The organism is Desulfopila sp. IMCC35008, assembly GCF_010646885.2.
Taxonomy (GTDB): domain Bacteria; phylum Desulfobacterota; class Desulfobulbia; order Desulfobulbales; family Desulfocapsaceae; genus Desulfopila.
In genome coordinates this window covers 2,059,918-2,082,391 of sequence record NZ_CP050700.1, presented here as the reverse complement: position 1 = coordinate 2,082,391, position 22,474 = coordinate 2,059,918, and the positions used below count along the sequence as shown (strand labels likewise).

The window sequence follows — 22,474 nt, the reverse complement described above, 5'->3', positions numbered from 1 at the left end:
GGTGCTGTCAACACATGCCTTCTTTGCGGGAATTATCATTAAGGAGCTACTAGTTTGCCCATGATGCGTTCCGCCTGCATGAGAAACGGGGTCAATGTTTCTGCTTCAATTGCACTGACAACAACGCCATCCTGTCCGGCCATTTCACGAATTTCATCAGCTTGCTCTACCTTGTCTATTTTATTATAGAGCTTTAAAACAGGAATGGTTGTCAAATCCAATTCAGCCAAAAGGTTCTCAACAACCTGCACATGCGCCTGATAATTTGGATTTGAAATATCGATAACATGGACCAGCAAGTCCGCCTCACGAAGTTCTTCCAGTGTTGCCATGAATGCCTGCAACAGGTCTGCCGGCAGATGGCGAATAAAGCCAACCGTATCGGTTATGATCACCTCCCGGTCTGTCGGGAACCGAAGCCTTCTGCTGGTTGGGTCAAGGGTAGCAAAAAGTTTATTCTCGGCCACAATGTCACTGTTGGTAAGGGTATTAAGCAATGTCGACTTACCCGCATTAGTGTATCCGACAAGAGAGATAACCGGCAGATCCTTCTTCCGTCGCTGAGATCGCCTTCGATACCTCTCTTTCCCCACAGCCTTTAAATCCTTGGCAAGTCTGGCCAGGCGGTCATTGATGCGTCGCCTGTCAATCTCAAGCTTTGTTTCCCCAGGACCACGTGCACCAATTCCACCGGTTAGGCGTGAAAGGGCATCATCTCTTGTCGAGAGATGCGGGAGCATGTATTTAAGCTGGGCCATTTCGACCTGGAGTTTCCCCTCTCTGCTCATGGCCCGATGAGCGAAAATATCGAGAATGAGCTGAGTTCGATCAATGACCCGTAGATCTGTAAATTCTGTAATTGAACGAACTTGTGAGGGGTTCAGCTCCTGGTTAAACACCAGGAGGTTTGCATCAAGCTGCAAGGCCAAGATCATAATCTCCGCGAGCTTACCCTTACCGAGAATCAAACGTGGGTTAACCTTGCGCCTCCTCTGAAGCACGGTATCGAGCACCTCTACATTATCCGAACGAGCCAGTTCGACGAGTTCATTCATCGATTCTTCTGCCTGCATTTTAGACTCGGTACTCACACTTACCAGAATCGCCCTGTCAGTGCCACTCTCTACCCGCCGGGCTTGGCGCTCCCTGGCGAACTCCTGCTCCAGGGCTTCAATAAGTACCTCAACCGATTCCTTGGCCGCGGCGGGATGTACCGGTTCCAGAAACGACCAGCTACTGCCGTCAACAGGACGGGGCAACAGGTGCACGGAATGCAGGTTACCAGGGAGTCCATCTTCGCCAACCTGTAATACAGAAAGTAGATCAAGTCTCAGAAAGAGAAGATCCATCAGATCCTCGTCACTGATCTGCTCTCCCGCAAGATGGGTGTGTACTAAACGTATCCTCCTTAACCTGCCTCCAGAGGCCCTCACTGTTGAAAGTTGCGGGATCATGATACCACCGAAATCACCGACAATGATGCTGTCGATCTTGCCGGAACGATGGATCAGGAGCCCAATTTGCCTGTTGATCTCTTTCGAGACCATGCTCAGTGTTCGAGCCATTTCCGGTGCGATAACCATATCTCTGGGAACCCGTTTAGATCCGAGTCGTTCCAGCACCTTTTTCTGGTTTTTTTTCAGGCCGTCAATATTACCGATAATTGTAGCTATGATACTCTCCTTTCGGTTCGTGAAGTGGTCTATTCAGCAACTATTTCAGGTTCAGGTGATCGCCTGCATTTCATACCCGTTTTGTATTCCTTCCAGACGGGGTCATCATATCTGTTGTGGCAATCCACACAGAGTCCTACCCGCAGGATCCTTTCCAGTTCTTCACCGTTAAAAGGACGGACCTCTGGTCGTGAACTGTACTGCAGGGGCTCACCCTTAATAGTTACATACCCGTCAAACGGAGGTGTTACCCCGTTTACACTATCTGTTCCACGATCAACCCGGGTAAATACCAACTCCCCATTACTTTCGGAAATTGTTCCTTCGCCAAGCCCAACTGTCTTTGGGGAAACATGGCAATCAACACAGCTTCTGCCCTGCTCCTGAGTTGTATGCGGGTTAATAGCGGCCATGGTAAAACGATTAAAGCCCGCTTTCTCAACACCCTTTTCATCCACCATGGTTACAATGTCCTGACAGCCCGGGGTAACGATAACTACATCCTCATTCCACATTCCGAGCATGGGTTTTTCATAACGAATATAGGAGCGTCCTTCCTCCCAGAGTCCTGGTGTTTCGGTAAGCGTCAATTTATCAAGATGCACTTCGCGCTTATCCTGCTTGACATGACAACCGTAGCACTGAGGAACCCAGGTTGAATGACAGGCCTCACACGTCACCCGTTTATGTGGTGTGAAATCACAAACCCCTTTTTTCGGTGTTTTGAGGGGACGTTTCTTTTTATCAATTTTCCCATAGAGTGTATAACCGATATCATCTTGCTCAACGTTATTAAGTTCCCTGTCTTTTCGGGTCACACCCGGTGTTTCGCTGTGACAGACCTCACAGGAAATTTCAAGTTGATCTTCATAATGGGCATAACTTGTACCATCTCCCATTATCTCTTCACGGGTATGGCAATCGATACATTCCATACCTTTCCGGTGGTGGATATCATCAGCGATTTCCAGGTAAAACCGTGCGCCCGGTAATTGCTTTGAGCTCATGCCACCCTTTTCGTATGGAGTCCCGTATCCTTCCGACTCGAAAATTCCGATATACGAGAGACCGATACGCCCGGACCTGTTATGACACCTGATACAGTTCACCTGGCTGACTGCCGCAGTGATATGAGGATGTTGTTTTTTCTCATCCTCTTCAGATATAACGTTATCACCTTCAAGGGACTGTGTGCTGGTTTTAGAATCAGCCGGGACATGGAAATGGCAGGCGGTACACCCTCCACCCTTCTCGTTAAAAAATTGCGGAGCTCCCTCCAGATCGTTCTTCTGTTTCCAGAGATGACATGTTGCACATAATTTTCTGAAATAATCGAGGGCAAGGGAAGTTTCCCCGCTCTCGAGCAGATCCTCAACGGTTAATTCCGTATCCTGGGATTCCGTTTCTCCCCAGTAATAGAGAAGCGTTCCAAGTATCCCCCGGTTGGTTGCCATCAGTGAGTTCTTCACTTTATGAATATCTGCGGGATGACACCCTTCGGTGGAACATGTACGATCAGCGTGTCGAAGATCACCTGGGTTTATGACCATTCCCGCGTGAGCCTTTTCTTTTTCGATGGCTAAGGGATTGCCTAAGTGACAAGGTGCACACCCTATGACCTTCGCATCGTGAGCGGTATCAAGTTTTTCATCCTTATGGCATGACAGGCACATGTCAACAGATCCGGCACTGGTAAGCTGCAGCGTCGCTGGTCGTTCGATAAGGAGTTCATGAATCGCCATAAAGCCCACGGCAACAGTGAGCAACAAAATAGCTCCCCATGACATAAATCTCTTTCTGTTGTTTCTGCTTACCATGGCTCAGTTGACCTATCAGCCGCGATAACTTTGTGTTATCGGGTATCTTCTACCGACACCAAATGCTTTTGAGGTCACCTTCAATCCCATCGGCGCCTGTTTTCTCTTGTACTCGTTAAAGCGAATACGCCGAACGATATCCTCAACCACCCCCCGGTCAAAGCCCTCTTCGATGATCATCTCGGCTCCAACCCCCTGCTCCAGATAAAGCTCCAGAATCTTATCCAGAATCTCATACGGTGGCAGATCGTCCTGATCCATTTGATCAGGTTTCAGTTCGGCTGACGGTGGTTTCACTATAGTCCTTTCGGGGATCTTCTCGACCTCCCTGTTTACATAGCGGGACAATTCGTACACCAGTTGTTTGGGCACATCGGAAATAACTGCCAGACCACCGCTCATATCGCCATATAAAGTACAATAGCCAACCGCCATCTCACTTTTATTCCCTGTGGTCATAAGCATATGCCCAAATTTATTAGAGATGGCCATCAACAGGTTTCCACGAATTCGAGCCTGGATATTTTGTTCCGTCAGGTCTTCGTCCATTCCTTCAAACAGGCCGGACAGACTGGAGCGGAACTGGTCAAACAGGGGTTCAATTGGGATAACCCTAAAACCACATTGGAGGTTATTTGCGAGATTCTCGGCATCAATTACGGATTCAGCGGAGCTATAGGGAGAAGGCATTGCCACACCTAAAACATTTTCAGCTCCCAGGGCATCCACGACAATGGCAGCCGTTAAGGCAGAATCTATGCCGCCTGAAAGACCGATTACAGTCGAGCGAAAACCACATTTACTGACATAATCTTTAACTCCCATTACCAGGGCATCGTAAACAGACTGGATTGCAGGGATATCTTTCTCCTCATGCATCTCACTCTTCCAATCAGCGACATCAACGATAAGCATATCCTCGGTAAATCCTCTTGCCTGTCCCACAACGTCTCCTTTGTGGTTCATGGCCATAGTGCGCCCGTCAAACAAGAGCGAGTCCTGCCCACCTACCTGATTGCAAAACAGCATCGGCAGTCGATAGTTTTCACAATATTCACGAAAAACAGAGCGCCTTACCGTCTCTTTTCCACGCTGAAACGGTGATGCAGAAATATTAATAAGCGCATCGAGCTCAGAACTCGTCTGATCTGCGAGGTTATATAAAGACTCGACCGGTGTCGCCTGATAGTCATGCACTTCGCTATACCAGATATCTTCACAGACGGTCACACCAAAGCAATAGCCATCTAACCAATACAGTTCAGAAGGGGCTCCCGGTTGAAAATATCGTGTTTCATCAAACACATCATAGGTTGGCAACAACTGTTTGCGGGCTCTGAATATGATCTTTCCATTTCTCGCAACCAGTGCTGAATTATAGAGATGCTTTCCATTCTGTTGCAATCGCTGTTCAAAAGCTCCGAACAGCACATCACATTCAGGCAAGGCCTGAACGAGTTGGTCTACCACACGATCATGATCGTCCAGAAACGATTGACGCTCCAGGAGATCCTGAGGTGGATAGCCGGAAATAACAAGCTCCGGGAAAATCACAAGCCGGCAACCTTCGTCACAAGCTTTTTGTGCATAATCCAGAACCTTCTTACAATTACCTTCAAAATCACCGATTACCGGATTAACTTGAACCAAAGCAATTTTCATTGCGTTCACTCTCTATCGTTACTTTTGATGATACCTTCTGCCGATACGTTGGTGGGATCTTCCCGCATTTTCTGTTTACCGCTTTTCCTTGATTTTTTCCTCTGATATTTTTGAACGGCCCGATTGTGCTCCCTGAGTGTCTTGGAAAAATAATGGGTGCCGTCATTCTGAGAGACAAAATAAAGATACTCGGTGATAGCCGGATACAATGCTGCGTGCAAGGAATCCTTGCCGGGGTTGGCGATGGGCCCAGCCGGCAACCCCTGCAAAACGTAAGTATTGTAAGGAGTAGCAGTCTTAAGATGTTTTTTTGTTATTGTACCGTCGAAATTATCAACACCATAGACCACAGTCGGATCGGACTGCAGGCGCATATTTTTCTTCAACCTGTTGTAGAAAACGCCTGCTATCAGAGATCGTTCGCCAGCTGCCCCGGTCTCTTTTTCAACAATAGAGGCAAGAGTTACTATTTTTTCCCTGTCAACCGGGGTTGGGAGACTCTCTGTAAGCTCCTCCCATACCTTATGAAACCTTCGAACCTGCATGGTAACGAAATGTTCCGCACCTTTCTGTTCCCTGGTGAAATAATACGTATCCGGAAATAAGTATCCCTCAAGAGAACTTACGCCCTCCATACCAAGATTTCTTATAAATGTACTATTGCCCATGAGAGCCAGGTAACTGTTGCTGTCACACAGTCCTCGTTCTTCAAACAACATGGCCATTTCCTGACCACTCAAGCCTTCAGGCAGGGTAATAGTATGCTGGACCACCTTGGCATGAACCAGTGAGCGTATGGTCTCAAGAACGGACTTCCCGGTCAGAAGACGGAACTCACCTGCTTTCAATCTGCCGCTGTCGCCACTTAACCTGGCAATTATCGGAAAACGAATATCATATTTTATAAGACCGGCACGTGCGAGAGTTTCACCAATCTGTCTGACCGAAGCACCCTTTTCAATGACAACGATAACCGATTCGTTCTCGTTATCCGGTCCGGGGGCATAGGCATAACGAGTCAGCCACCAGATACCAATACCAGCTATGACGAACAGAAAAAGGGCCGCCAGGATGGCGACCCTTTTCCATCCTGTATATTTCGAACAGGAGTCAGACGGGTTTATTTCATTCACGACTGTTATTTCTTTCTTTTGGTTGGATTTTTCTTCCCCCCCTTCCTGCCGAGAGCAATACGAACAACCTCATCCATATCCTTTACGGGATAGAATTCCATCTGTTTGCGTATATCGTCAGGGATTTCCACCAGGTCTTTCTTATTCTGCTCAGGAATTATAACCCGGTTGATATCAGCACGAAGCGCGGCAAGAGCCTTTTCCTTAAGCCCTCCGATAGGGAGCACCCGCCCCCGCAATGTCACCTCACCAGTCATGGCCAATTTAGAAACTACCCTTTCGTCGGTAATTGCAGAATAGAGCGCTGTCGCCATAGTGATACCGGCAGAAGGTCCATCTTTTGGTATTGCACCGGCCGGGACGTGAATGTGAATATCGACCTTGTCGAAATAATCGTTCGTCACCTTTAACTCTTCTGACCGGCTACGACAGTAAGTTAAGGCGGCCTGGGCAGATTCCTTCATAACATCACCAAGCTGTCCGGTAAGAATCAGTTTCCCTTTACCGGGCATGAGATTCACCTCAATCTGCAGTATTTCGCCGCCGACTTCCGTCCAGGCAAGTCCGGTAACGAGTCCAGGTTGCTCTAACTTTTCAAGTTCTGATTCCGGTATGGTCTTTGGCGGCCCAAGGTACTTATCAACGTTTCTGGCACTAACCGTGTATGGTCCCCGTCCACCTTCTGCTACTTTTCGGGCTACCTTGCGACAAACCTTGCCGATCTCGCGCTCAAGATTTCTCAACCCAGCTTCATAGGTGTAATGAGTCACAATGAATTTCAGGGTTTCATCATTTATACGGAGATGGGTCGGACGAAGTCCGTTTTCCTTGAGCTGCCTTGGCAATAGATACTTACGGGAAATAACTGTTTTCTCCTCAAGTGTATAACCGGAGAGCCGTATAACTTCCATACGGTCAAGGAGTGGTCCCGGAATAGTATCACTCATATTGGCAGTGGTTATAAACATTACCTTTGACAGATCCAGGGGCAGGTTCAGGTAATGATCCGAGAACTCAAAATTCTGCTCTGGATCAAGTACCTCAAGGAGTGCAGAGGAAGGATCCCCTCGATAATCTGAACCGATCTTGTCAATCTCATCCATCATGAAAATCGGATTATTTGAACCAACAGTTTTTAATCCCTGCACTATCCGGCCCGGCATTGCCCCAATATAGGTACGTCGGTGTCCGCGAATCTCAGCTTCGTCGCGCATACCACCCAACGAAAGTCTATGAAATTTGCGTCCCATGGCACGGGCTATCGATTGACCGAGAGATGTTTTACCTACACCCGGAGGGCCAACAAAACAGAGGATAGGTCCTTTTGTTTCCTTATTCAATTTACGCACTGCCAGGTATTCGAGAATTCTCTCCTTCACCCTTTCCAGACCGTAATGGTCTTCGTCCAACACCTTCTTGGCTTCAACCAGATCGAGTTTGTCCTTAGTGCTTTTCTGCCACGGAACATCAAGAATCCAGTCTATATAGGTGCGGATGATAGTAGCCTCTGAGGAGTCAGGATGCATCATCTCCATTCGGCTAAGCTGTTTCTTAGCCTCCTTCCGCACATCTTTGGGCATCCTTGTTTTCTTTAACTTTGCTTCAAGCTCCTCAATCTCCTGGGCTCTCTCGTCGGTGTCGCCAAGCTCTTTTTGCAAGGCGTGCAATTGTTCCCGAAGATAGTATTCACGCTGGGAGCGAGACATTTCCTCCTTGGCGTCATTCTGGATTTTGGCCTGGACGGTGGAAACCTCAAGCTCTTTTGAGAGTAGTTCATTTACCAACTCAAGCCGCCGTACAGGGTCTGTCTCTTCGAGAATTGCCTGTGACTCAACTATTTTCAGGCGCAGGTTTGAACCTACGAGATCGGCAAGCCTTCCAGGCTCCTCGATATTGTTGATGATCATCATGAGGTCAGCGGAAAGAATGCCACGAAGGGACATGATCTTTTCTGTCCGCTCACGCACCGTCCTCATCAACGCTTCAACCTCAACAGTGACTTCCTCAACCTCAAGATCTTCAATTACCTCAACTGAGACCTGATAGGAGGGGTCTGTTCGGATAAACTCCTTGATAGAAGCCTTTGACATGGCCTGGACAAGGACTTTTAACCGCCCATCAGGCATTTTAAGGGTCCGCATCACCATGCAGACCATGCCGATGTTGTAGAGATCTTCCTCCTTGGGGTCATCCTTGGTCGCATCTTTCTGGGTCACCAGCATGATGAGTTTGTTGGAGTTCAACGCCTCATTCACTGCTTCGACAGACCCTGGCCGACCAACAAAAAGAGGAATGATCATGTAATTAAAAATCACCACATCCCGTACCGCCATCATCGGCAATACTTCCGGAATTTCTACCTCTTCATTGCTGGCAAAATCGTCCATGCTGATGGACAAAGAATCACTAAATTCCACACACACCTCCTGATCGGCGACCACAACACATTTCCAGGCTGCCGATACATATAATAATAACTCGCGAAGTCAGATCGTTTAGAGCCCTACGATATCTTACCCTGCATTCATAAAAACTATTCGGGCAAACCGCATCAGACACGGTTTTCTTAACTTTACCTTACTCTATAATAAAACCGAGCAAAAACTAAACATAGAGGTTCATGAAGTCAAGCCAGGTTTCCTCAATCATTTTACGGTGTATCGTTTTTCTCTTGAATAGATATGAACATTAGTGATACTAATCGGTCAATATCCACAGTATAAGAGCATTTAAACTACCGGAGTCAATATGTTACGAGCCAAATCTTTTTTCGATTTTTCGGATTTCCCTCATGCCGACCTTTTTGCCGCAGGCCCTTATGTGTGGTCTGCCCTTGCCGAACTGAAAGAATATATGAATAAATATACTTATCCTTCCTTAGAAACACCATACCTGCCTCCCGGAAAGCCACTGCCGGAGACAGTTGTATATCATGGCGGAAACTGGCTTTCAGGAAATCATCTCGTAATAGAGTATGGTGACACCACCAAGGGAAAACTTATTGTTCACGACAATGGTGAAATATTAAAAGGAGCATCCGTTCTTATGGCAGGTGCCGTCCTTCTTGGTGACCGCATCGACATAGGTGAAGGCGTGCTGGTTGAATCAGGGGCAATGATCAAATCACCGGCAATTATTGGCGACTGCACCGAGATTCGCCAAGGTGCCTACCTGCGCGGATACTGCCTCTCGGGGAAAAGATGTGTACTCGGCCATACTACTGAGATAAAACATTCAATCTTCCTTAACGATGCCAAAGCCGGTCATTTCGCCTATCTCGGAGACTCCATTCTGGGCACCAACGTCAACCTCGGTGCAGGGACAAAATTTGCCAACCTCCGTTTCATCCCGGGAAACGTTGCCATCATGATTGACGGTGAGCGTATCGATACAGGTATGCGCAAGTTCGGAGCAATCCTTGGGGATAACAGTCAGACGGGCTGTAACTCAGTCACGAGTCCCGGCACCATCTTTGGCAAAAACTGCATGCTTATGCCCAACCTCACAGCGGCTTCCGGGTATCACCCCAACAGGTCAATTATTCGAAGGTAGTCACGGACATTTTACCCGACCCAACTCCACCGAAGACGTGGGTCGGGTAATGGCTGAGACATTTCCCTTCCAACTTTTTTCGCTTGACTCCCCACTCCTGGTCGACGTACAGTAATCTCCTTGTTGCATTACCCACTTTTTTACCATTTTCATCAACTGAGCCAAGGAACGAATCACTATGTTAACTGATAAAAAAATCGGTTTTATCGGCGGCGGCAATATGGCAGAGGCCTTAACCAGCGGACTCGTGCTCTCTGGTGCTGCAACCCCGGAAAACATTATCTGCTCCGATATCAGGGACGAACCACTCCTTAATCTGAGTGAAAAATATGGCGTTAAGACAACCCTGAATAATACAGAAGTTGCAAAATGCTCTGAGATCCTGATCTATGCGACCAAGCCTCAAATACTGGCTGCGGTACTTAAAGAAACCTCTGAATTCCTTAATCAACAACAATTGATTATATCGATTGCTGCGGGAGTCCCCCTGGCAGCTATCGAGGCAGGCCTGCAAAAGGAGTTACGACTCATAAGGGTGATGCCAAATATTTGTGCTTTTGTGAAAGAGAGCGCTACAGCGATTGCTGCTGGCAAAAACGTACGTCCTGGTGATATAGAGATGGCCAAGGCTATTTTCGACTCTGTCGGTATTTCAGTGTTTATTGAAGAAAATATCCTGATGGACGCATTTACCGGGCTAAGCGGAAGCGGCCCCGCTTACGTATTTCTTATAATCGACGCCATGGCTGATGCCGGTGTGAAAATGGGGCTCTCCCGAAAAGACTCCCTTCTGCTTTCCACCCAGACTGTTATGGGCTCAGCTAAACTGTTGCTTGAGTCTAATGAGCATCCGGGTCAATTAAAGGATCGGGTCACCTCGCCAGGCGGAACCTCCATTGCCGGGATACACACCCTGGAACAGGGAGGATTACGCACTACTATTATGGATGCTGTGGAAGCCGCCACGAACCGATCCAGGGAACTCGGGGAAATGATGATTCAAAGCTTTCTTGAAAAAAACGGCAAGTAGGTCCCAAACCGCTTCGAGAAACCGGCCATCTGACTGCAGGGCCGGTTTCCCGGAATTTTTCTACATTTGCATGGTAGCAGTCGAATGACTTGCCATCCAGCGCAACCCTTGACGGGTTATTACCAATTTCTGCCCTTCCGGATCGCTCTCTACTTCGCCAACCTGCTGCATCATCTTGATAATTCGACGGATTTCCTTCTGGCTCATGTTCAGCCGTCTGGCAATTTCATCTGCTTCAACGATCTGAGGATGATCGTTATTGTTGAGGTTTTCGACCAATACTTTCAGGATTTCCTTCTTGTCTGCCACGTACGCCATTGCATCCCTCTTTTGTATACAATAATTCGCGTAATTCCAGGTCATCTATCCCAACAACCCGGGAACCATCAATAAGGAATCAGCCCAGAGGTCTGATCCCATACCCAATCCCGGTATACCGGGAATAACCTAAGTTTTTTAAACGACCTTTTTTAATGCTGAAACCATATCCGACCGAACTTCTGCAAGGAACTCTTCCCATCTATCTCCAAACTCATATAATGCCAGGGAGGCAAGTTTCTTGGTCACTATAGCATCCCGATAGGCAACAAGTTCGGCACTCCCAAGGATCTCAATTATGGTGTCACGACCAAGTTTATTTATGAGTACAGCCGGAATGTAGTTCTCCAGAACACTCCACACTAACTCCTCCTCGGCAAAGATTTCATCAAGACGTGCAAGCAATAGTTCCTGAAGGGCAAAGATCTGCTCACTGGTCCTCTCCGACAGATCAAACAGAGGTATCATCTGGTCTGCATCATACAACTTCAGCAGAGTCTCCCCTTCAATCCGCGCATATTCCTCTACCGCCTCAATGATATTTCGAATCAGCTCCCAGCGAGTTTCCCTCACATTAAGCAACTCCTCTTCATAGCCATCACGATAGAGGAATGCGGTGAGCACTTCGGATACAGAACTTGAATAGACGCCGCCCTTGTTTGCTGATGTATCCTTAATCTGCATAATTTCCGTTGCCATAGCTATATAGCGTCTGGCAACATCATCGAAGAAGACGTTAGCTCCCTCAACGATAAACCTAAGTTCCTTGAATATCGCCAGGAACTCTTTCACGTTTGTCTGGTTAATGGTGTCCTTGAAGCCGCCACAAGGAATAAATGCCTTGATATTTGCTTCCTTTATATATTTGCGGTTTTCCGGTTCAGACAGGAACGTCTTATGAAAAAGTGTTCCATCCTCGATAACACTGCCGTCTGGTAAAGTTACATTTCGTGAACCAAGAGGAACCCTGAATCCTTTGGGACCAAGCTTGTCTTCCGGAAAATACATGGAGTTTTCCCGTGGAGAGGAGTTTCGTTTAAATGCGAGTTTTAAAAGTTCCTCCTTGTCAAGTCCGTCAGGATCGAAAAGAATAGAGCCACCATCAATAATCAGGCAGATTTTCCCCTTATAGCATTGAATCTGATTCGCCCCGAGGTCGCCATCCGGCCCACCGGTTATCATCAGGTTCATATTCACTTCATCTTCTCCATAATGATGGATAAGGGTCCTGAAGGCGCTCATAACACTGGTCGTGGTCATGCCGCTCAGGCGTACTTTGCCACCGATCTTCTGGTGAATTTCCTTCATGTCAGTAGTAACACAAAGAGACTCCCCGTTAACCTGCAGATCGACCCCCTGATCATCCCTGTTGAAGAGTCCGAACAACTCCCCTGAATCGAGCACACCATAGGTGTCGTGGGGAATACCAAAGGACTTCCCTGTAGTGATTGTCCGCCAGTGTTGATAACCGCGCGCTTTTGCTCGCATCGCCACGGCATCCATCAAACCGGCAGTTCCTTCATCGGGTCCGAAAAAAATCAATTCAGGTTGACCATAATAATCAACAATAGAATCATCGAGCAGCATCAAGTCCATAATGCCCTCGGTATAATCGTTCAGGGCTTCTGCAGAAAGCTTGGCATACGGCGGTTGAGGGACTACAACGCCTTTGGAACCACTCTCACAGATATCCTTATGTTTAAGACGTTGTGCCTTTGGGCCAAGTGCATAGTTAAGTAGGACTGCATTGTCGAGTTCCGCATCGTAATTTGCCCTGGAAACTCGAATCAGGCGCAACCCGCCACGAGAGATATCGGCAGCTCTAAGATGAGTACCGCAGGCATAATGACCATTGACATAAAAAATTCCGTATACAAACTGACTGAAAATAAGCGGATCGAGAATAGAAGAACTAAAACGAAAAGAAAACGATCGTTTCTCATGCTTATAAAAATTCGTTTTCAAGGTACAGCTGATAACCTTGAACATGAATGCAAAAATATCGTACCCTAACGGGTAATCGATAAAACGTGACGTAATCTTCTTGTCGAATTCAACCCATGCCTGCTCTAACTCCTCATCTGTCAAACGATTCCTGACGTCGGGGTTAAAACGTTTATCAAACAACTGATAGAGGTCCTTAAGCAAGTCGACATTCCTTTTAGCAGTAGTATCTATCAGTTGTATGCCGTATATGGATTTGGTGGAACTCTGCAATCTTTTTCCAAATGCATCCTGATGATCCTTATTGGTTAGGCTCTCAAGGATTTCTCTGTCAGTCTTGTTTTCCCCCTCCTGATAAATGAACATATGGGTGAAGTCAATTGCGTTTCCGGCAAACAGCATCTCCTGAAAGGAAAGTTTTCCTTGTATAAACAGCTTATCAATACCATTAACGGCAAAAGAGAGGAACGAATACATATCGCGAAGCAGGGTCGATTCCTGTTTGCGGGTCAATTCGCCGACGATATAGAAAGCACAGATAGATGAGGAGTGCCCCGTCTTGGTAAAATAGGGTTCCCAATAGGCACGTACCATTGTCAACCCGCGCTCTATAAGTATCTGCCTCAGCAGAGGGAGTTGCGGCTTTTCAAAATCACTTTTGAACATTAACCGGGTCTCACCTGTCTCCGGAAGATTAAATACCTCAATAAGAGGTGTAATCTGGTTCTCACAGCTTGTGAGAAACTTCTCATATCGTCTGCGGGTTGGTTCCGGAGTAACAACATAGTCACCGGCTATGGAAAATAAAAAACGGGATTTTTCATAGGCCTCTGCCGGATAATCAGGAACGGTCTCAGGCCGGATTATATACGTATGGTATCGAGACTCTTGGCTGTAATAGTATTCACGCCGGTGACCTGAAATCTGGTCTTCCAGCAATTGTTCCATGGAGTCACGGGTCTCTTCAGTCGCAATACGAACACGCTGAACCTCGCTACCGTGGGAAAGATCAAAATCGATGCTGGCGACGCTTTTATAAAGGGTCACCGAACCTTCAACAATCTTGATTGATGCAGCAATTGACTGAAGGAGATGAACCAGTGAGTCTTTCTGGATGTGTTCAAAGAAGTATCGCGGCAATCCTAAATCTTTAAGCAGTATACCTGCCGCAATATTAATAGAATTGGCCGTCAATAACCCTTCCGTAGAGAGATCAATAACAGCCTCATACAGGAGCCTCGGGTCAAGCCCTACACTTTCTGCTTTATCGATAATATCGGCCCCTTGGGCAACCGGTCCTGAAGAATATATCAACCTGTCCACGGTATCTCCTCCATGAAGATTTTTTAATTACAGGTTACGTAAGCATAATCCATCGACACCGTATTTCCTTGTTTCGTCGATCTTTTAAGACGTATGCATTGAAATATGTGTTCAAGCCAATGACCCTCGCGATAATTGAGCAAGATCACTGTGCTCCAGACTCGTATTCTATCTTTACTTTCCTTCATTCATCAATAAAACAAAACAACAACCGACTCTAGCCGACGTTGTATACAACCTCTGCATACAACCCTTTTATCCCCACCGATCCGGTATGTCAACAGTTTTCGACTTCAATTTTCAACAGATAATCAGACACTTCCATTAACTTGCACGATTATGCCAAATACGTGACACACGGTTACCTCACATTCATTATTTAAAACGTTTTTGTAATTGCCATACAATTGTGTACCCCTATTGCACACAATCGATGTACTTTTTTAAACTCGTGCGTTATAATGTGTTAAATTTCACTTCTATTTTGGACTATTTCCCTTGAAAATCCAACAATAGTAATCACATCTCACTTTTCCCAGTCCTTATAATTTCTATGTGTGCAGCCCGAAAAAGTTCTGAAGATGCAGTTTATAAAAAGCTGAAAAACGCTATTCGTAAACGTTATATTAAGCAAGGAAGCCAACTGGTTGAAGTGGCACTTGCACAGCAGCTCGGTGTCAGCCGGACACCTGTACGCAGTGCCATAAAAAGGCTTGAGGTGGAAGGGCTGGTCAACTCAATTCCCAATCGGGGGGCTTTTGTTATCACCCCTACCTCCAGGGAAATTGAGGAAACGTTCCATGTTCGCATAGAGCTTGAATGCATGGCTGCACGCCTGACAGCGACTCGTATAACGCCACAACAGATTGATGAATTAAATAGGCTAATCGAGATAGAAGGACGTATTTTCGACAAAACAGACCTGGACGAGTATGATGTAATTAATGCGAACCTACACATGAAAATTGCCGAATACTCTGGCAACAAAGTACTTTACAGCTATGTTAAGGAGTTGCTCGACCGCACGCGTATCTACCTCATCCTGTTCGATCCGTTTTTTAAACTTGAGTTCAGCCCGACGATCAATGCCCACCAGGCTATTGTCAACGCTCTCGCACATGGTTCGGCAGAGCAGGCAGAACTGGCGGTACGCGCTCATCTGCAAAATTCAGTTGATGGCCTGGAAGCCGTTGACGTTATGCCGGATGACTATCTCTCTATTTAGTTGACCATTCCTGCCAATATTCCTCACATATGCCCCTCCAGGGTTCTACTGCCATAGGTTTGTGAAGTAACTATTAGACTTCTATTTCAAAATATGCAATTATGCGATCGCAAGCCAAGCGAGACCTCTTTCCATTAAAATAGGCTCTCTTATTGCGGCAGAAAATTTCGGTACTTCTGCTTTCTCAACCGAAAGCGTATATTTCTCTTTTACCAGCTCTCAATCCCTACAGTTGTGCCGAAAAGAATTTTGAATCTACACACTATTACAGGTAACATCATGGCAACAGGCACCCAGGAATCCTCCATTATTATCCCCCATGTACACGTACCGGACAACCCTGTCTGGCCATCACTCTCGGCGGATGAAGAAAAGAAACTGAAAGAAAAAATCAAGAAACTCCTGAAAGAGCAGAACGGAGTGCTCGTTGCCCACTATTATACTTCAGGTGCCCTGCAGGACCTGGCAGAGGAAACAGGCGGTTGTGTTGCCGACTCTCTCGAGATGGCCCGTTTTGGTACAGAACATCCGGCGGACACCCTGGTAGTTGCCGGAGTACGCTTTATGGGGGAAACCTCAAAAATACTTAATAACGAGAAACGGGTGTTGATGCCGGATCTGAAGGCAACCTGCTCTCTTGACGTTGGTTGTCCTATCGACACATTTTCTGAATTTTGTGACCACCATCCTGATCACACCGTTGTTGTTTATGCAAATACCAGCGCTGAAGTAAAGGCTCGTTCGGATTGGGTGGTGACCTCCGGCATAGCACTTCCTATCATCCGTCACCTTGCAGACAGGGGAGAGAAAGTCCTGTGGGCACCGGACAAACATCTCGGTCGCTATGTGCAGCAATTAACAGGTGTTGAAATGCTTTTCTGGCCAGGCTCCTGTGTTGTCCACGAGGAATTCAGATCTACAGCTCTTGAACGCCTGCGCAGACTTCATCCGGAGGCAGCCGTACTTGTTCACCCGGAATCCCCGGAGTCGGTGGTTTCCCAGGCTGATGTTGTCGGCTCCACAACCGCTTTGATTGAGGCAGTAAAAAATCTTCAGAACGAAGAGTTCATTGTAGCTACGGATGCCGGTATTTTTAATAAAATGCGTAAGGTTGCCCCCCAGAAAACCCTTCTTGAAGCGCCAACGGTCGGAGAAGGGGCAACATGTCAAAGTTGCGCCCACTGCCCCTGGATGGGCATGAATAGCCTGCAGAACCTCGCAGAGGTGCTGGAAAAAGGCACCAATGAAATAATGGTGTCACCGGAACTGGCCGCAAAAGCGCAAATTCCCATAAACCGCATGCTGGAATTTGCCCGTAGGATGAAAAAAGGCTAAACGTACAGGGCTTCACCAGACAACCATTTCCTGTATTGCCCGCTTACAGCTGGCCAGGCATAGGGTTCAGTTAACGCCTTTGAACGCTCTTGCTCTAAAATTGGCTTGCGGGCAAGGAGTTCTTCGAGATTTTTTTCAAGTTCTCCCTCATTATACAGATATTCTGATGGGAATAGTTCCGGATACGATAACCTCTTTGGCAATAAAGGGTAGCATCCTGCCCGGACCGCTTCCAGTACAGATATACCGAAAAACTCATGAATTGAAGTGGAAATCACCAGATCCCCCCGACAGAGCAGGGTTGCGTATTCCTCTTTTGTCTCTGCGTAACCGGAATGCACTAATTCATCGCGAAATTCCTCCTTTGCTTTCGCAAAACAGGAAGGCTGATGAAGAAAAGACTCCCCCAGCAGAATCAGCCCAAATTTTACGCCCTTCTTTTTGATAGATTTCAAAACACTGAAAAACTCATCCGGGTTTTTATCATGCTCCCAGCGGTGGTTCCAGACAATCACCGGGACTGAGTTCTCATTCTCCCTCGTCTTTCCATCTATCTGCGAATAATCGATGCCAGGATAGATAATGCAACTCTTTTCAAGGACCGCTTTGTACACATTGGCCAGATTCATATCGCTGGCCTTTTTAATATACTTCTCACTCTCCAGTAGAAATGAGTCACGATTAAACTTTGAATTAAAGGCCAAACCATCGGATGCTACCCCGGTCAAAAAATTAATAGCTGAAAACTGAAACATGGCGGGGTCTGTAATCTGCCCCGGATAGACAAATTGATTCTCGTGAAAGTACGTGCAAAATCGAGCTAGAGGGTTCCAGCCGGGGACACGTACAAGCAAAGAACGCAAAACCGCCACATCAACAAAAGTAGAGCAAAGAACGGTATCATAGTATCTTTGGGATTCATGAAGGTCAGCGACACGCTGTGCAAACCAAGGTGCCGATAACTGCATCCTCATTTTCCATTTTCGGGCGGGTAAGGTCAAAAGAGTATACTCAGCCTCGACACTCTGTTGCAGACCATTCAAAAAATGACGATGAGAGCCGCCAAAATACGGTTCGACAACAAGTATTTGTAAAACTTTATTTCTGTTCATCTAAGTTATCCCGTAACAGCTTGGAAAATGGAACACCAACCGTGAAATAGTAGCCGCAACCAGGAGGTACGCCTGCACCTGAAAAATACAGACTCTTATGGGGGAACTGTTTACAAATAGGCAAGCGGTTTTCGTGATCCTTGCAAATACCTTCCGGAAGATGCCATGAGCAGCTAAAGAGTATGTAACCGGACGAATCCTTTTCAAGCATTTCAAATCTACTAAATTCAGGGTGCATCTCAGCCAACCGACGAAACTCGCGCTCAGACCTGATCCATCTTCCGTTGGCTTCCAGGCTGATTTTCCGGCAGCAAAGGCCACAGAATTTACACTCCCCCTGTACACGAACATCCTTGCCGGTCAATCGTATATGAAGATACCGAAACCACCCCTGCAGCGTATAATTTCTGAATTTAGATAATATTGTGCGGAAACCGGCCATCCCCCCTCTCAAACAGGTATTTACTCACCCTGAAATCACTTATAAAATGGATTCATTGACACTCTCCCAGATCGCGATATGGTATCTACTACCAGTTTCATACCAGACAGTACGATATTCTCAAGGAGAAACCATGACCCTGCAAAAGGATGTATACTATATATCAGGAACAACAGGTATTCTGGCAAAAGAAATGGGCAAGGCCCTGCTCCGTCAATTTCCCGATATAGAGTTTAGTGAAGAACTCATCCCTTTTATTCGAACCAAAGATGATGCCCAAAAGGCATGTGACAGGATTCTGGAAAAATCGAGACACAAATCACCCATCATCATTTCAACTCTCTTTAGTGAGGAATTAAACAAAATCTTTGATATTGATGGAATTGAGTATTTTGATATCTGTAACCATTTCCTGGTACGACTTGAACAAATCGCTGAGACGAAAGCTCTCCGAAAACCTGGCGGGGCACGAATACACGACGATATGACCATGAGTCGACGGGTCAATGCCATCCAGTATTCCATTGGTCACGACGACGGCACAGATCCCAAAGGGTATGATGAAGCGGATATCATCCTGGTAGGGGTTTCACGCTCAGGCAAAACACCTGTATCGATTTTCCTTGCTACCCAGATGGGGATGAAGGCTGCAAACTATCCACTGGTTGATCAGGACCTCAAGTATTGCCAACTGCCTGAAGAAATACTTAGCAATAAAGAAAAAGTTGTCGGGCTCTCTACCACCCCTAAGCTCCTTCACTCTTTTAGGCAGAAACGATTCAAGGACTCTACTTATGCCAGCTTTTCGACGTGCGAAAATGAACTTACCGCCTCTCAGTGCATTTTCAACACCCACAGTATACCGGTGGTAACATCCGCCGGGAATTCAATTGAAGAGATGGCTACCCAGGCAGCACAGATAGTCCAACCTCAACAACCTGTTCTTTAAAGGTGATGTTATGCTCTATCAAAAAATCCTGAAACTTATACAACACATGCCATGGCCGCCACTCATAGTAGCCGCTCTCCTCCTTGGCCTGGCCCCTTTTTCACCAGCGCCTCATATTGTTGAGAAAGCAACAATGCTCCTTAACGGTACCTTAGTGAAACCTATCGACATATTTGATCTGCTCTTCCACCTCAGCCCCACCATCCTGGTGATTTGCAAATTATGTATCAAACCGAGCAAACAATCATGAAAGATCAAAAATGCTATTGCTGCTCCGATTTGGAATTCAGTAAATGCTGCCAACCGGTTCTTAACGATCATGGTAAGGCGACCAGTCCTGAAATGTTGATGCGATCACGCTATACTGCATATGTCGTAAAGGATGAGAGACATCTTCTGGCCACCTGGGCTCCTTCAACACGACCTCAATCAGTTGCTCTTGATAAGGATCAAACCAAATGGTTGCAGCTTCGTATACATGACCACACTGTCGACATTGGAAGCGGAGACACAGGTGAAGTTGACTTTCAGGCAACTTTTATTGCGGGTGATGAGCTCTGCCACATGAAAGAACGAAGCAGATTTATATGCAAAAAAGGTTTCTGGTACTACCTGGATGGTGAGAACAGCATTGAAAAGAAACCAATCAATCGCAAAGCGGTTTGCCCGTGCGGTTCAGGTAAAAAGTTCAAACGTTGTTGTCTTACCGGATAAACTTTTTACCATGAAATGGGTTCAAGGCACGGAGACCTCATTTTACAGTAACCGGCACACCCTATCCAGGATGAGATCGGATGTCTGAGCCTTTGAAGTAAAGGGGAGCATTTCTGCATCGTTGGCGCTGAGCAGTAACACCTGGTTGTTATCTGTCTCAAAACCGGTGTCGTCTGAATTGATATTATTGACTGCTATCAGATCCAGGTTCTTTGCCTCCAGTTTTTTACGTCCCTCAACTTCAAGGTTTGAACTTTCAGCCGCAAAACCAACAAGCAGTTGACCACTTTTCTTCCTTTGGCCAAGCTCGAAGAGGATATCAGGATTGCGGGCAAGCTCAAGATGTTCGGATATCTTGTCTTTCTTGATTTTTTCGGCAGCAATCTCACGAGAGCGATAATCAGCAACAGCCGCGGACTTTATAATCACCTTGTTCTCTTCGGCGTGCTGCATCACAGCAGCATGCATATCAACGGCTGATTGGACCTTTACACAACGAACTCCAACGGGCGGAGCCAGCGCCGTTGGCCCACTCACGAGGGTCACCTCAGCACCTCTCCGAGCAGCAGCTTCGGCAAGCCGATACCCCATCTTACCGGAAGACCGGTTACTCAAAAACCTGGCAGGATCTATAGCCTCCCGGGTTGGGCCGGCCGTAATAAGGATTTTCACAGCTTTAAGATCTTGTTTACTAATGGATTTTTGAAAAATCGGATCGACCTGATCCCACTCTGGTAATCGCCCCTTTCCGTCTTCTTTACAAGCCATTACACCTTCATCCGGGTCAATCACTGTATAGTTACATTCAACCAGTCTTTTCAGATTATTCTGGACAGCAGGATGCGTATACATCCGACTATTCATTGCGGGGCAGACAATAACCGGTGCACGTGTGGCCAAAATTGTGGTAGACAACAAGTCAGGCGCCAGACCGCCAGCCAGGTTACCAATGGTATTGGCTGTCGCCGGTGCCACAATTACAAGATCTGCCTCCCTGCCGAGCATAATGTGAGCCATGGTCTCCCCACCCTCAGCATCAAACATGTCGACATGAACCTTATTACCGGAGAGCGAGCTGAAGGTAAGTGGCGTAATAAACTGTGTGGCCGACCTGGTCATCACTACGGAAACCTGCGCTTCCTCTTTAGCCAGTGTGGAGACCCACCCTGCCACCTTAAATGCAGCAATAGAGCCAGTCACTCCAACCACAATGCGTTTTCCGGTATATACAGAACTCATCATCTCTCCCAAAAAGAAAAAGGCAGGCTTTCCATGCTGGAAAGCCTGCCTTTAAATGTAGCTTTTATCCATCTGGCATAAAACCTGTAGCTATTCGGCTAGTCGTTGGAACCACCAAAGAATTGGAGCAACATCCAGAACAGGTTGATAAAGTCGAGATACAGTGTTAGCGCGCCCATGATGGCTCCCTTCTTCACAACATCTCCGCCTTGCTCAAGTATACCGGCCTCTCCAATCTGCTTGATTCTCTGTACATCAAAGGCTGTCAGTCCGGTGAATATGAAGACACCGATAGCTGAGATTGCCATGTGCAGTACAGAACTTGCCAGGAAGAAATTAACGATCATTGCGATGATGATACCGACAAGGCCCATCATGAGAAACGAACCAAAGCCGGATAAATCACGCTTCGTTATCAGACCGTACAGTGCCATGGCCCCAAACATACCCGCGGTAATAAAAAATGTGCCAGCAATGGATGTGCTGGTATAACGAAGGAATATAATAGACATCGTTATACCGTTTAGGGCTGCATATGCCACAAACAATGCGGTTGCCGTACTCGCCTGAAGCTTCTGAACCCTGGCAGAGAGATAGATAACCAGTCCGAGTTCTCCAAAAATGAGTACATAAAAGAGCGGGCTCTGAACAAGTGCATAGGTGATGCCGGTCGCAGCTGTAAGGTATGCAACTACACCTGTTAACCCTAAACCTACGGCCATCCAGTTAAAGACCTTGGCAAGGAAAATACTTGAAGCCTCCTGCCTCGCCTGATCGAGTGTTACCTGATTCGTCTGTCCGTACATGTCTTACTCCTGATATGAAATTAGTAATTGGTTGTATTGAGTTACGTTTTATTTCCTTCACTAAAGTAACTATTCAGAATCGATATGCAAGAAAAACAGGAAGGAGAAGCGTGATTTTTAGCCACCTTAACATGATGGGGTCAGGCTTAAGCCTGACCCCGGGCAAGGGAAGGCTCGCAATGGAAGGTTCAGGCAATAAA

The 22,474-nt window shown here is 46.7% G+C and carries 18 protein-coding genes; 7 read left to right on the top strand and 11 right to left on the bottom strand.

Translation table 11 applies throughout. The features are described from left to right. Window positions 1–38: 38 nt before the first annotated feature. The 5 genes from hflX to lon all read right to left on the bottom strand — a co-directional run bounded on the left by hflX (window position 39) and on the right by lon (window position 8,672). Window positions 39–1,622, bottom strand: coding sequence for a GTPase HflX (hflX, locus tag GA520_RS09200; RefSeq protein ID WP_304511314.1), 1,584 nt, complete (start codon window positions 1,620–1,622; stop codon window positions 39–41). Between the two features lie 80 nt (window positions 1,623–1,702). Then, the gene (locus GA520_RS09195; protein WP_163336889.1) at window positions 1,703–3,490 is read right to left on the bottom strand and encodes an amino acid ABC transporter substrate-binding protein; all 1,788 of its coding nucleotides are present in this window, start codon (window positions 3,488–3,490) and stop codon (window positions 1,703–1,705) included. Window positions 3,491–3,505: 15 nt separating this feature from the next. Then, on the bottom strand, window positions 3,506–5,152 hold the full coding sequence (locus GA520_RS09190; RefSeq protein ID WP_163336890.1) for an NAD+ synthase: 1,647 nt from the start codon (window positions 5,150–5,152) through the stop codon (window positions 3,506–3,508). A gap of 5 nt (window positions 5,153–5,157) precedes the next feature. Further along, entirely contained in the window at window positions 5,158–6,285 is a 1,128-nt protein-coding gene (gene mltG / locus GA520_RS09185) for an endolytic transglycosylase MltG (protein ID WP_240910082.1), read from the bottom strand. A gap of 5 nt (window positions 6,286–6,290) precedes the next feature. Then, complete coding sequence (lon, locus tag GA520_RS09180) at window positions 6,291–8,672, bottom strand: endopeptidase La (protein WP_163336943.1); 2,382 nt, start codon at window positions 8,670–8,672, stop codon at window positions 6,291–6,293. 361 nt (window positions 8,673–9,033) lie between these two features. Between lon and GA520_RS09175 the strand changes: the two genes are divergently transcribed. Both GA520_RS09175 and proC read left to right on the top strand, forming a co-directional pair. Further along, window positions 9,034–9,837, top strand: coding sequence for a hypothetical protein (locus tag GA520_RS09175; protein ID WP_163336891.1), 804 nt, complete (start codon window positions 9,034–9,036; stop codon window positions 9,835–9,837). Between the two features lie 178 nt (window positions 9,838–10,015). Next, on the top strand, window positions 10,016–10,867 hold the full coding sequence (proC, locus tag GA520_RS09170; RefSeq protein WP_163336892.1) for a pyrroline-5-carboxylate reductase: 852 nt from the start codon (window positions 10,016–10,018) through the stop codon (window positions 10,865–10,867). Between the two features lie 60 nt (window positions 10,868–10,927). Here proC and GA520_RS09165 read toward each other — a convergent pair whose 3' ends face one another. Both GA520_RS09165 and GA520_RS09160 read right to left on the bottom strand, forming a co-directional pair. Next, window positions 10,928–11,185 carry a hypothetical protein gene (locus GA520_RS09165; protein ID WP_163336893.1) on the bottom strand — a complete coding sequence of 86 codons (258 nt, stop codon included), beginning with the start codon at window positions 11,183–11,185 and terminating at the stop codon, window positions 10,928–10,930. A 138-nt stretch (window positions 11,186–11,323) separates the two neighbouring features. Further along, window positions 11,324–14,452, bottom strand: coding sequence for an NAD-glutamate dehydrogenase domain-containing protein (locus GA520_RS09160; RefSeq protein WP_163336894.1), 3,129 nt, complete (start codon window positions 14,450–14,452; stop codon window positions 11,324–11,326). A gap of 553 nt (window positions 14,453–15,005) precedes the next feature. On the opposite strand from GA520_RS09160, the gene GA520_RS09155 reads away from it, so the two are divergent. Further along, the gene (locus GA520_RS09155) at window positions 15,006–15,677 is read left to right on the top strand and encodes a GntR family transcriptional regulator (protein ID WP_163336895.1); all 672 of its coding nucleotides are present in this window, start codon (window positions 15,006–15,008) and stop codon (window positions 15,675–15,677) included. Between the two features lie 279 nt (window positions 15,678–15,956). Continuing rightward, the gene (gene nadA, locus GA520_RS09150; protein ID WP_163336896.1) at window positions 15,957–17,012 is read left to right on the top strand and encodes a quinolinate synthase NadA; all 1,056 of its coding nucleotides are present in this window, start codon (window positions 15,957–15,959) and stop codon (window positions 17,010–17,012) included. Here the strand turns inward: nadA and GA520_RS09145 are convergent. Both GA520_RS09145 and GA520_RS09140 read right to left on the bottom strand, forming a co-directional pair. Further along, complete coding sequence (locus tag GA520_RS09145) at window positions 17,009–18,124, bottom strand: DUF3524 domain-containing protein (protein ID WP_163336897.1); 1,116 nt, start codon at window positions 18,122–18,124, stop codon at window positions 17,009–17,011. The genes nadA and GA520_RS09145 overlap by 4 nt on opposite strands. After that, complete coding sequence (locus tag GA520_RS09140) at window positions 18,111–18,566, bottom strand: YkgJ family cysteine cluster protein (protein WP_163336898.1); 456 nt, start codon at window positions 18,564–18,566, stop codon at window positions 18,111–18,113. Before GA520_RS09140 ends, GA520_RS09145 begins: the two co-directional genes overlap by 14 nt. Window positions 18,567–18,699: 133 nt before the next feature. Between GA520_RS09140 and GA520_RS09135 the strand changes: the two genes are divergently transcribed. Genes GA520_RS09135 through GA520_RS09125 form a run of 3 tightly spaced genes read left to right on the top strand, consistent with a single transcriptional unit; the run spans window position 18,700 to window position 20,229 of the window. Further along, complete coding sequence (locus GA520_RS09135) at window positions 18,700–19,515, top strand: pyruvate, water dikinase regulatory protein (RefSeq protein WP_163336899.1); 816 nt, start codon at window positions 18,700–18,702, stop codon at window positions 19,513–19,515. A 10-nt stretch (window positions 19,516–19,525) separates the two neighbouring features. Beyond that, window positions 19,526–19,765: an RND transporter gene (locus GA520_RS09130; RefSeq protein WP_240910083.1), complete on the top strand. Its 240-nt coding sequence runs from the start codon at window positions 19,526–19,528 to the stop codon at window positions 19,763–19,765. Then, a complete protein-coding gene (locus GA520_RS09125; protein ID WP_163336900.1) occupies window positions 19,762–20,229 on the top strand; it encodes a YchJ family protein in 468 nt (155 codons plus the stop codon). Before GA520_RS09130 ends, GA520_RS09125 begins: the two co-directional genes overlap by 4 nt. A gap of 42 nt (window positions 20,230–20,271) precedes the next feature. Here the strand turns inward: GA520_RS09125 and coaBC are convergent, their stop codons facing one another. After that, on the bottom strand, window positions 20,272–21,471 hold the full coding sequence (gene coaBC, locus GA520_RS09120) for a bifunctional phosphopantothenoylcysteine decarboxylase/phosphopantothenate--cysteine ligase CoaBC (RefSeq protein ID WP_240910084.1): 1,200 nt from the start codon (window positions 21,469–21,471) through the stop codon (window positions 20,272–20,274). A 95-nt stretch (window positions 21,472–21,566) separates the two neighbouring features. Then, window positions 21,567–22,274 (bottom strand): Bax inhibitor-1/YccA family protein, encoded by a 708-nt coding sequence (locus tag GA520_RS09115; protein ID WP_163336901.1) that lies wholly within the window; start codon window positions 22,272–22,274, stop codon window positions 21,567–21,569. Window positions 22,275–22,474: the final 200 nt, after the last annotated feature.

Excerpts from the sequence above, each read along its gene's own strand:
- coaBC (WP_240910084.1), bottom strand. The coding sequence starts at position 21,471 with ATGATGAGTTCTGTATATACCGGAAAACGCATTGTGGTTGGAGTGACT.
- GA520_RS09135 (WP_163336899.1), top strand. The coding sequence starts at position 18,700 with ATGACCCTGCAAAAGGATGTATACTATATATCAGGAACAACAGGTATT.
- GA520_RS09155 (WP_163336895.1), top strand. The coding sequence starts at position 15,006 with ATGTGTGCAGCCCGAAAAAGTTCTGAAGATGCAGTTTATAAAAAGCTG.
- GA520_RS09125 (WP_163336900.1), top strand. The coding sequence starts at position 19,762 with ATGAAAGATCAAAAATGCTATTGCTGCTCCGATTTGGAATTCAGTAAA.
- GA520_RS09115 (WP_163336901.1), bottom strand. The coding sequence starts at position 22,274 with ATGTACGGACAGACGAATCAGGTAACACTCGATCAGGCGAGGCAGGAG.
- GA520_RS09140 (WP_163336898.1), bottom strand. The coding sequence starts at position 18,566 with ATGGCCGGTTTCCGCACAATATTATCTAAATTCAGAAATTATACGCTG.
- GA520_RS09145 (WP_163336897.1), bottom strand. The coding sequence starts at position 18,124 with ATGAACAGAAATAAAGTTTTACAAATACTTGTTGTCGAACCGTATTTT.
- proC (WP_163336892.1), top strand. The coding sequence starts at position 10,016 with ATGTTAACTGATAAAAAAATCGGTTTTATCGGCGGCGGCAATATGGCA.
- lon (WP_163336943.1), bottom strand. The coding sequence starts at position 8,672 with ATGGACGATTTTGCCAGCAATGAAGAGGTAGAAATTCCGGAAGTATTG.
- GA520_RS09130 (WP_240910083.1), top strand. The coding sequence starts at position 19,526 with ATGCTCTATCAAAAAATCCTGAAACTTATACAACACATGCCATGGCCG.
- GA520_RS09195 (WP_163336889.1), bottom strand. The coding sequence starts at position 3,490 with ATGGTAAGCAGAAACAACAGAAAGAGATTTATGTCATGGGGAGCTATT.
- GA520_RS09165 (WP_163336893.1), bottom strand. The coding sequence starts at position 11,185 with ATGGCGTACGTGGCAGACAAGAAGGAAATCCTGAAAGTATTGGTCGAA.
- GA520_RS09175 (WP_163336891.1), top strand. The coding sequence starts at position 9,034 with ATGTTACGAGCCAAATCTTTTTTCGATTTTTCGGATTTCCCTCATGCC.
- GA520_RS09190 (WP_163336890.1), bottom strand. The coding sequence starts at position 5,152 with ATGAAAATTGCTTTGGTTCAAGTTAATCCGGTAATCGGTGATTTTGAA.
- nadA (WP_163336896.1), top strand. The coding sequence starts at position 15,957 with ATGGCAACAGGCACCCAGGAATCCTCCATTATTATCCCCCATGTACAC.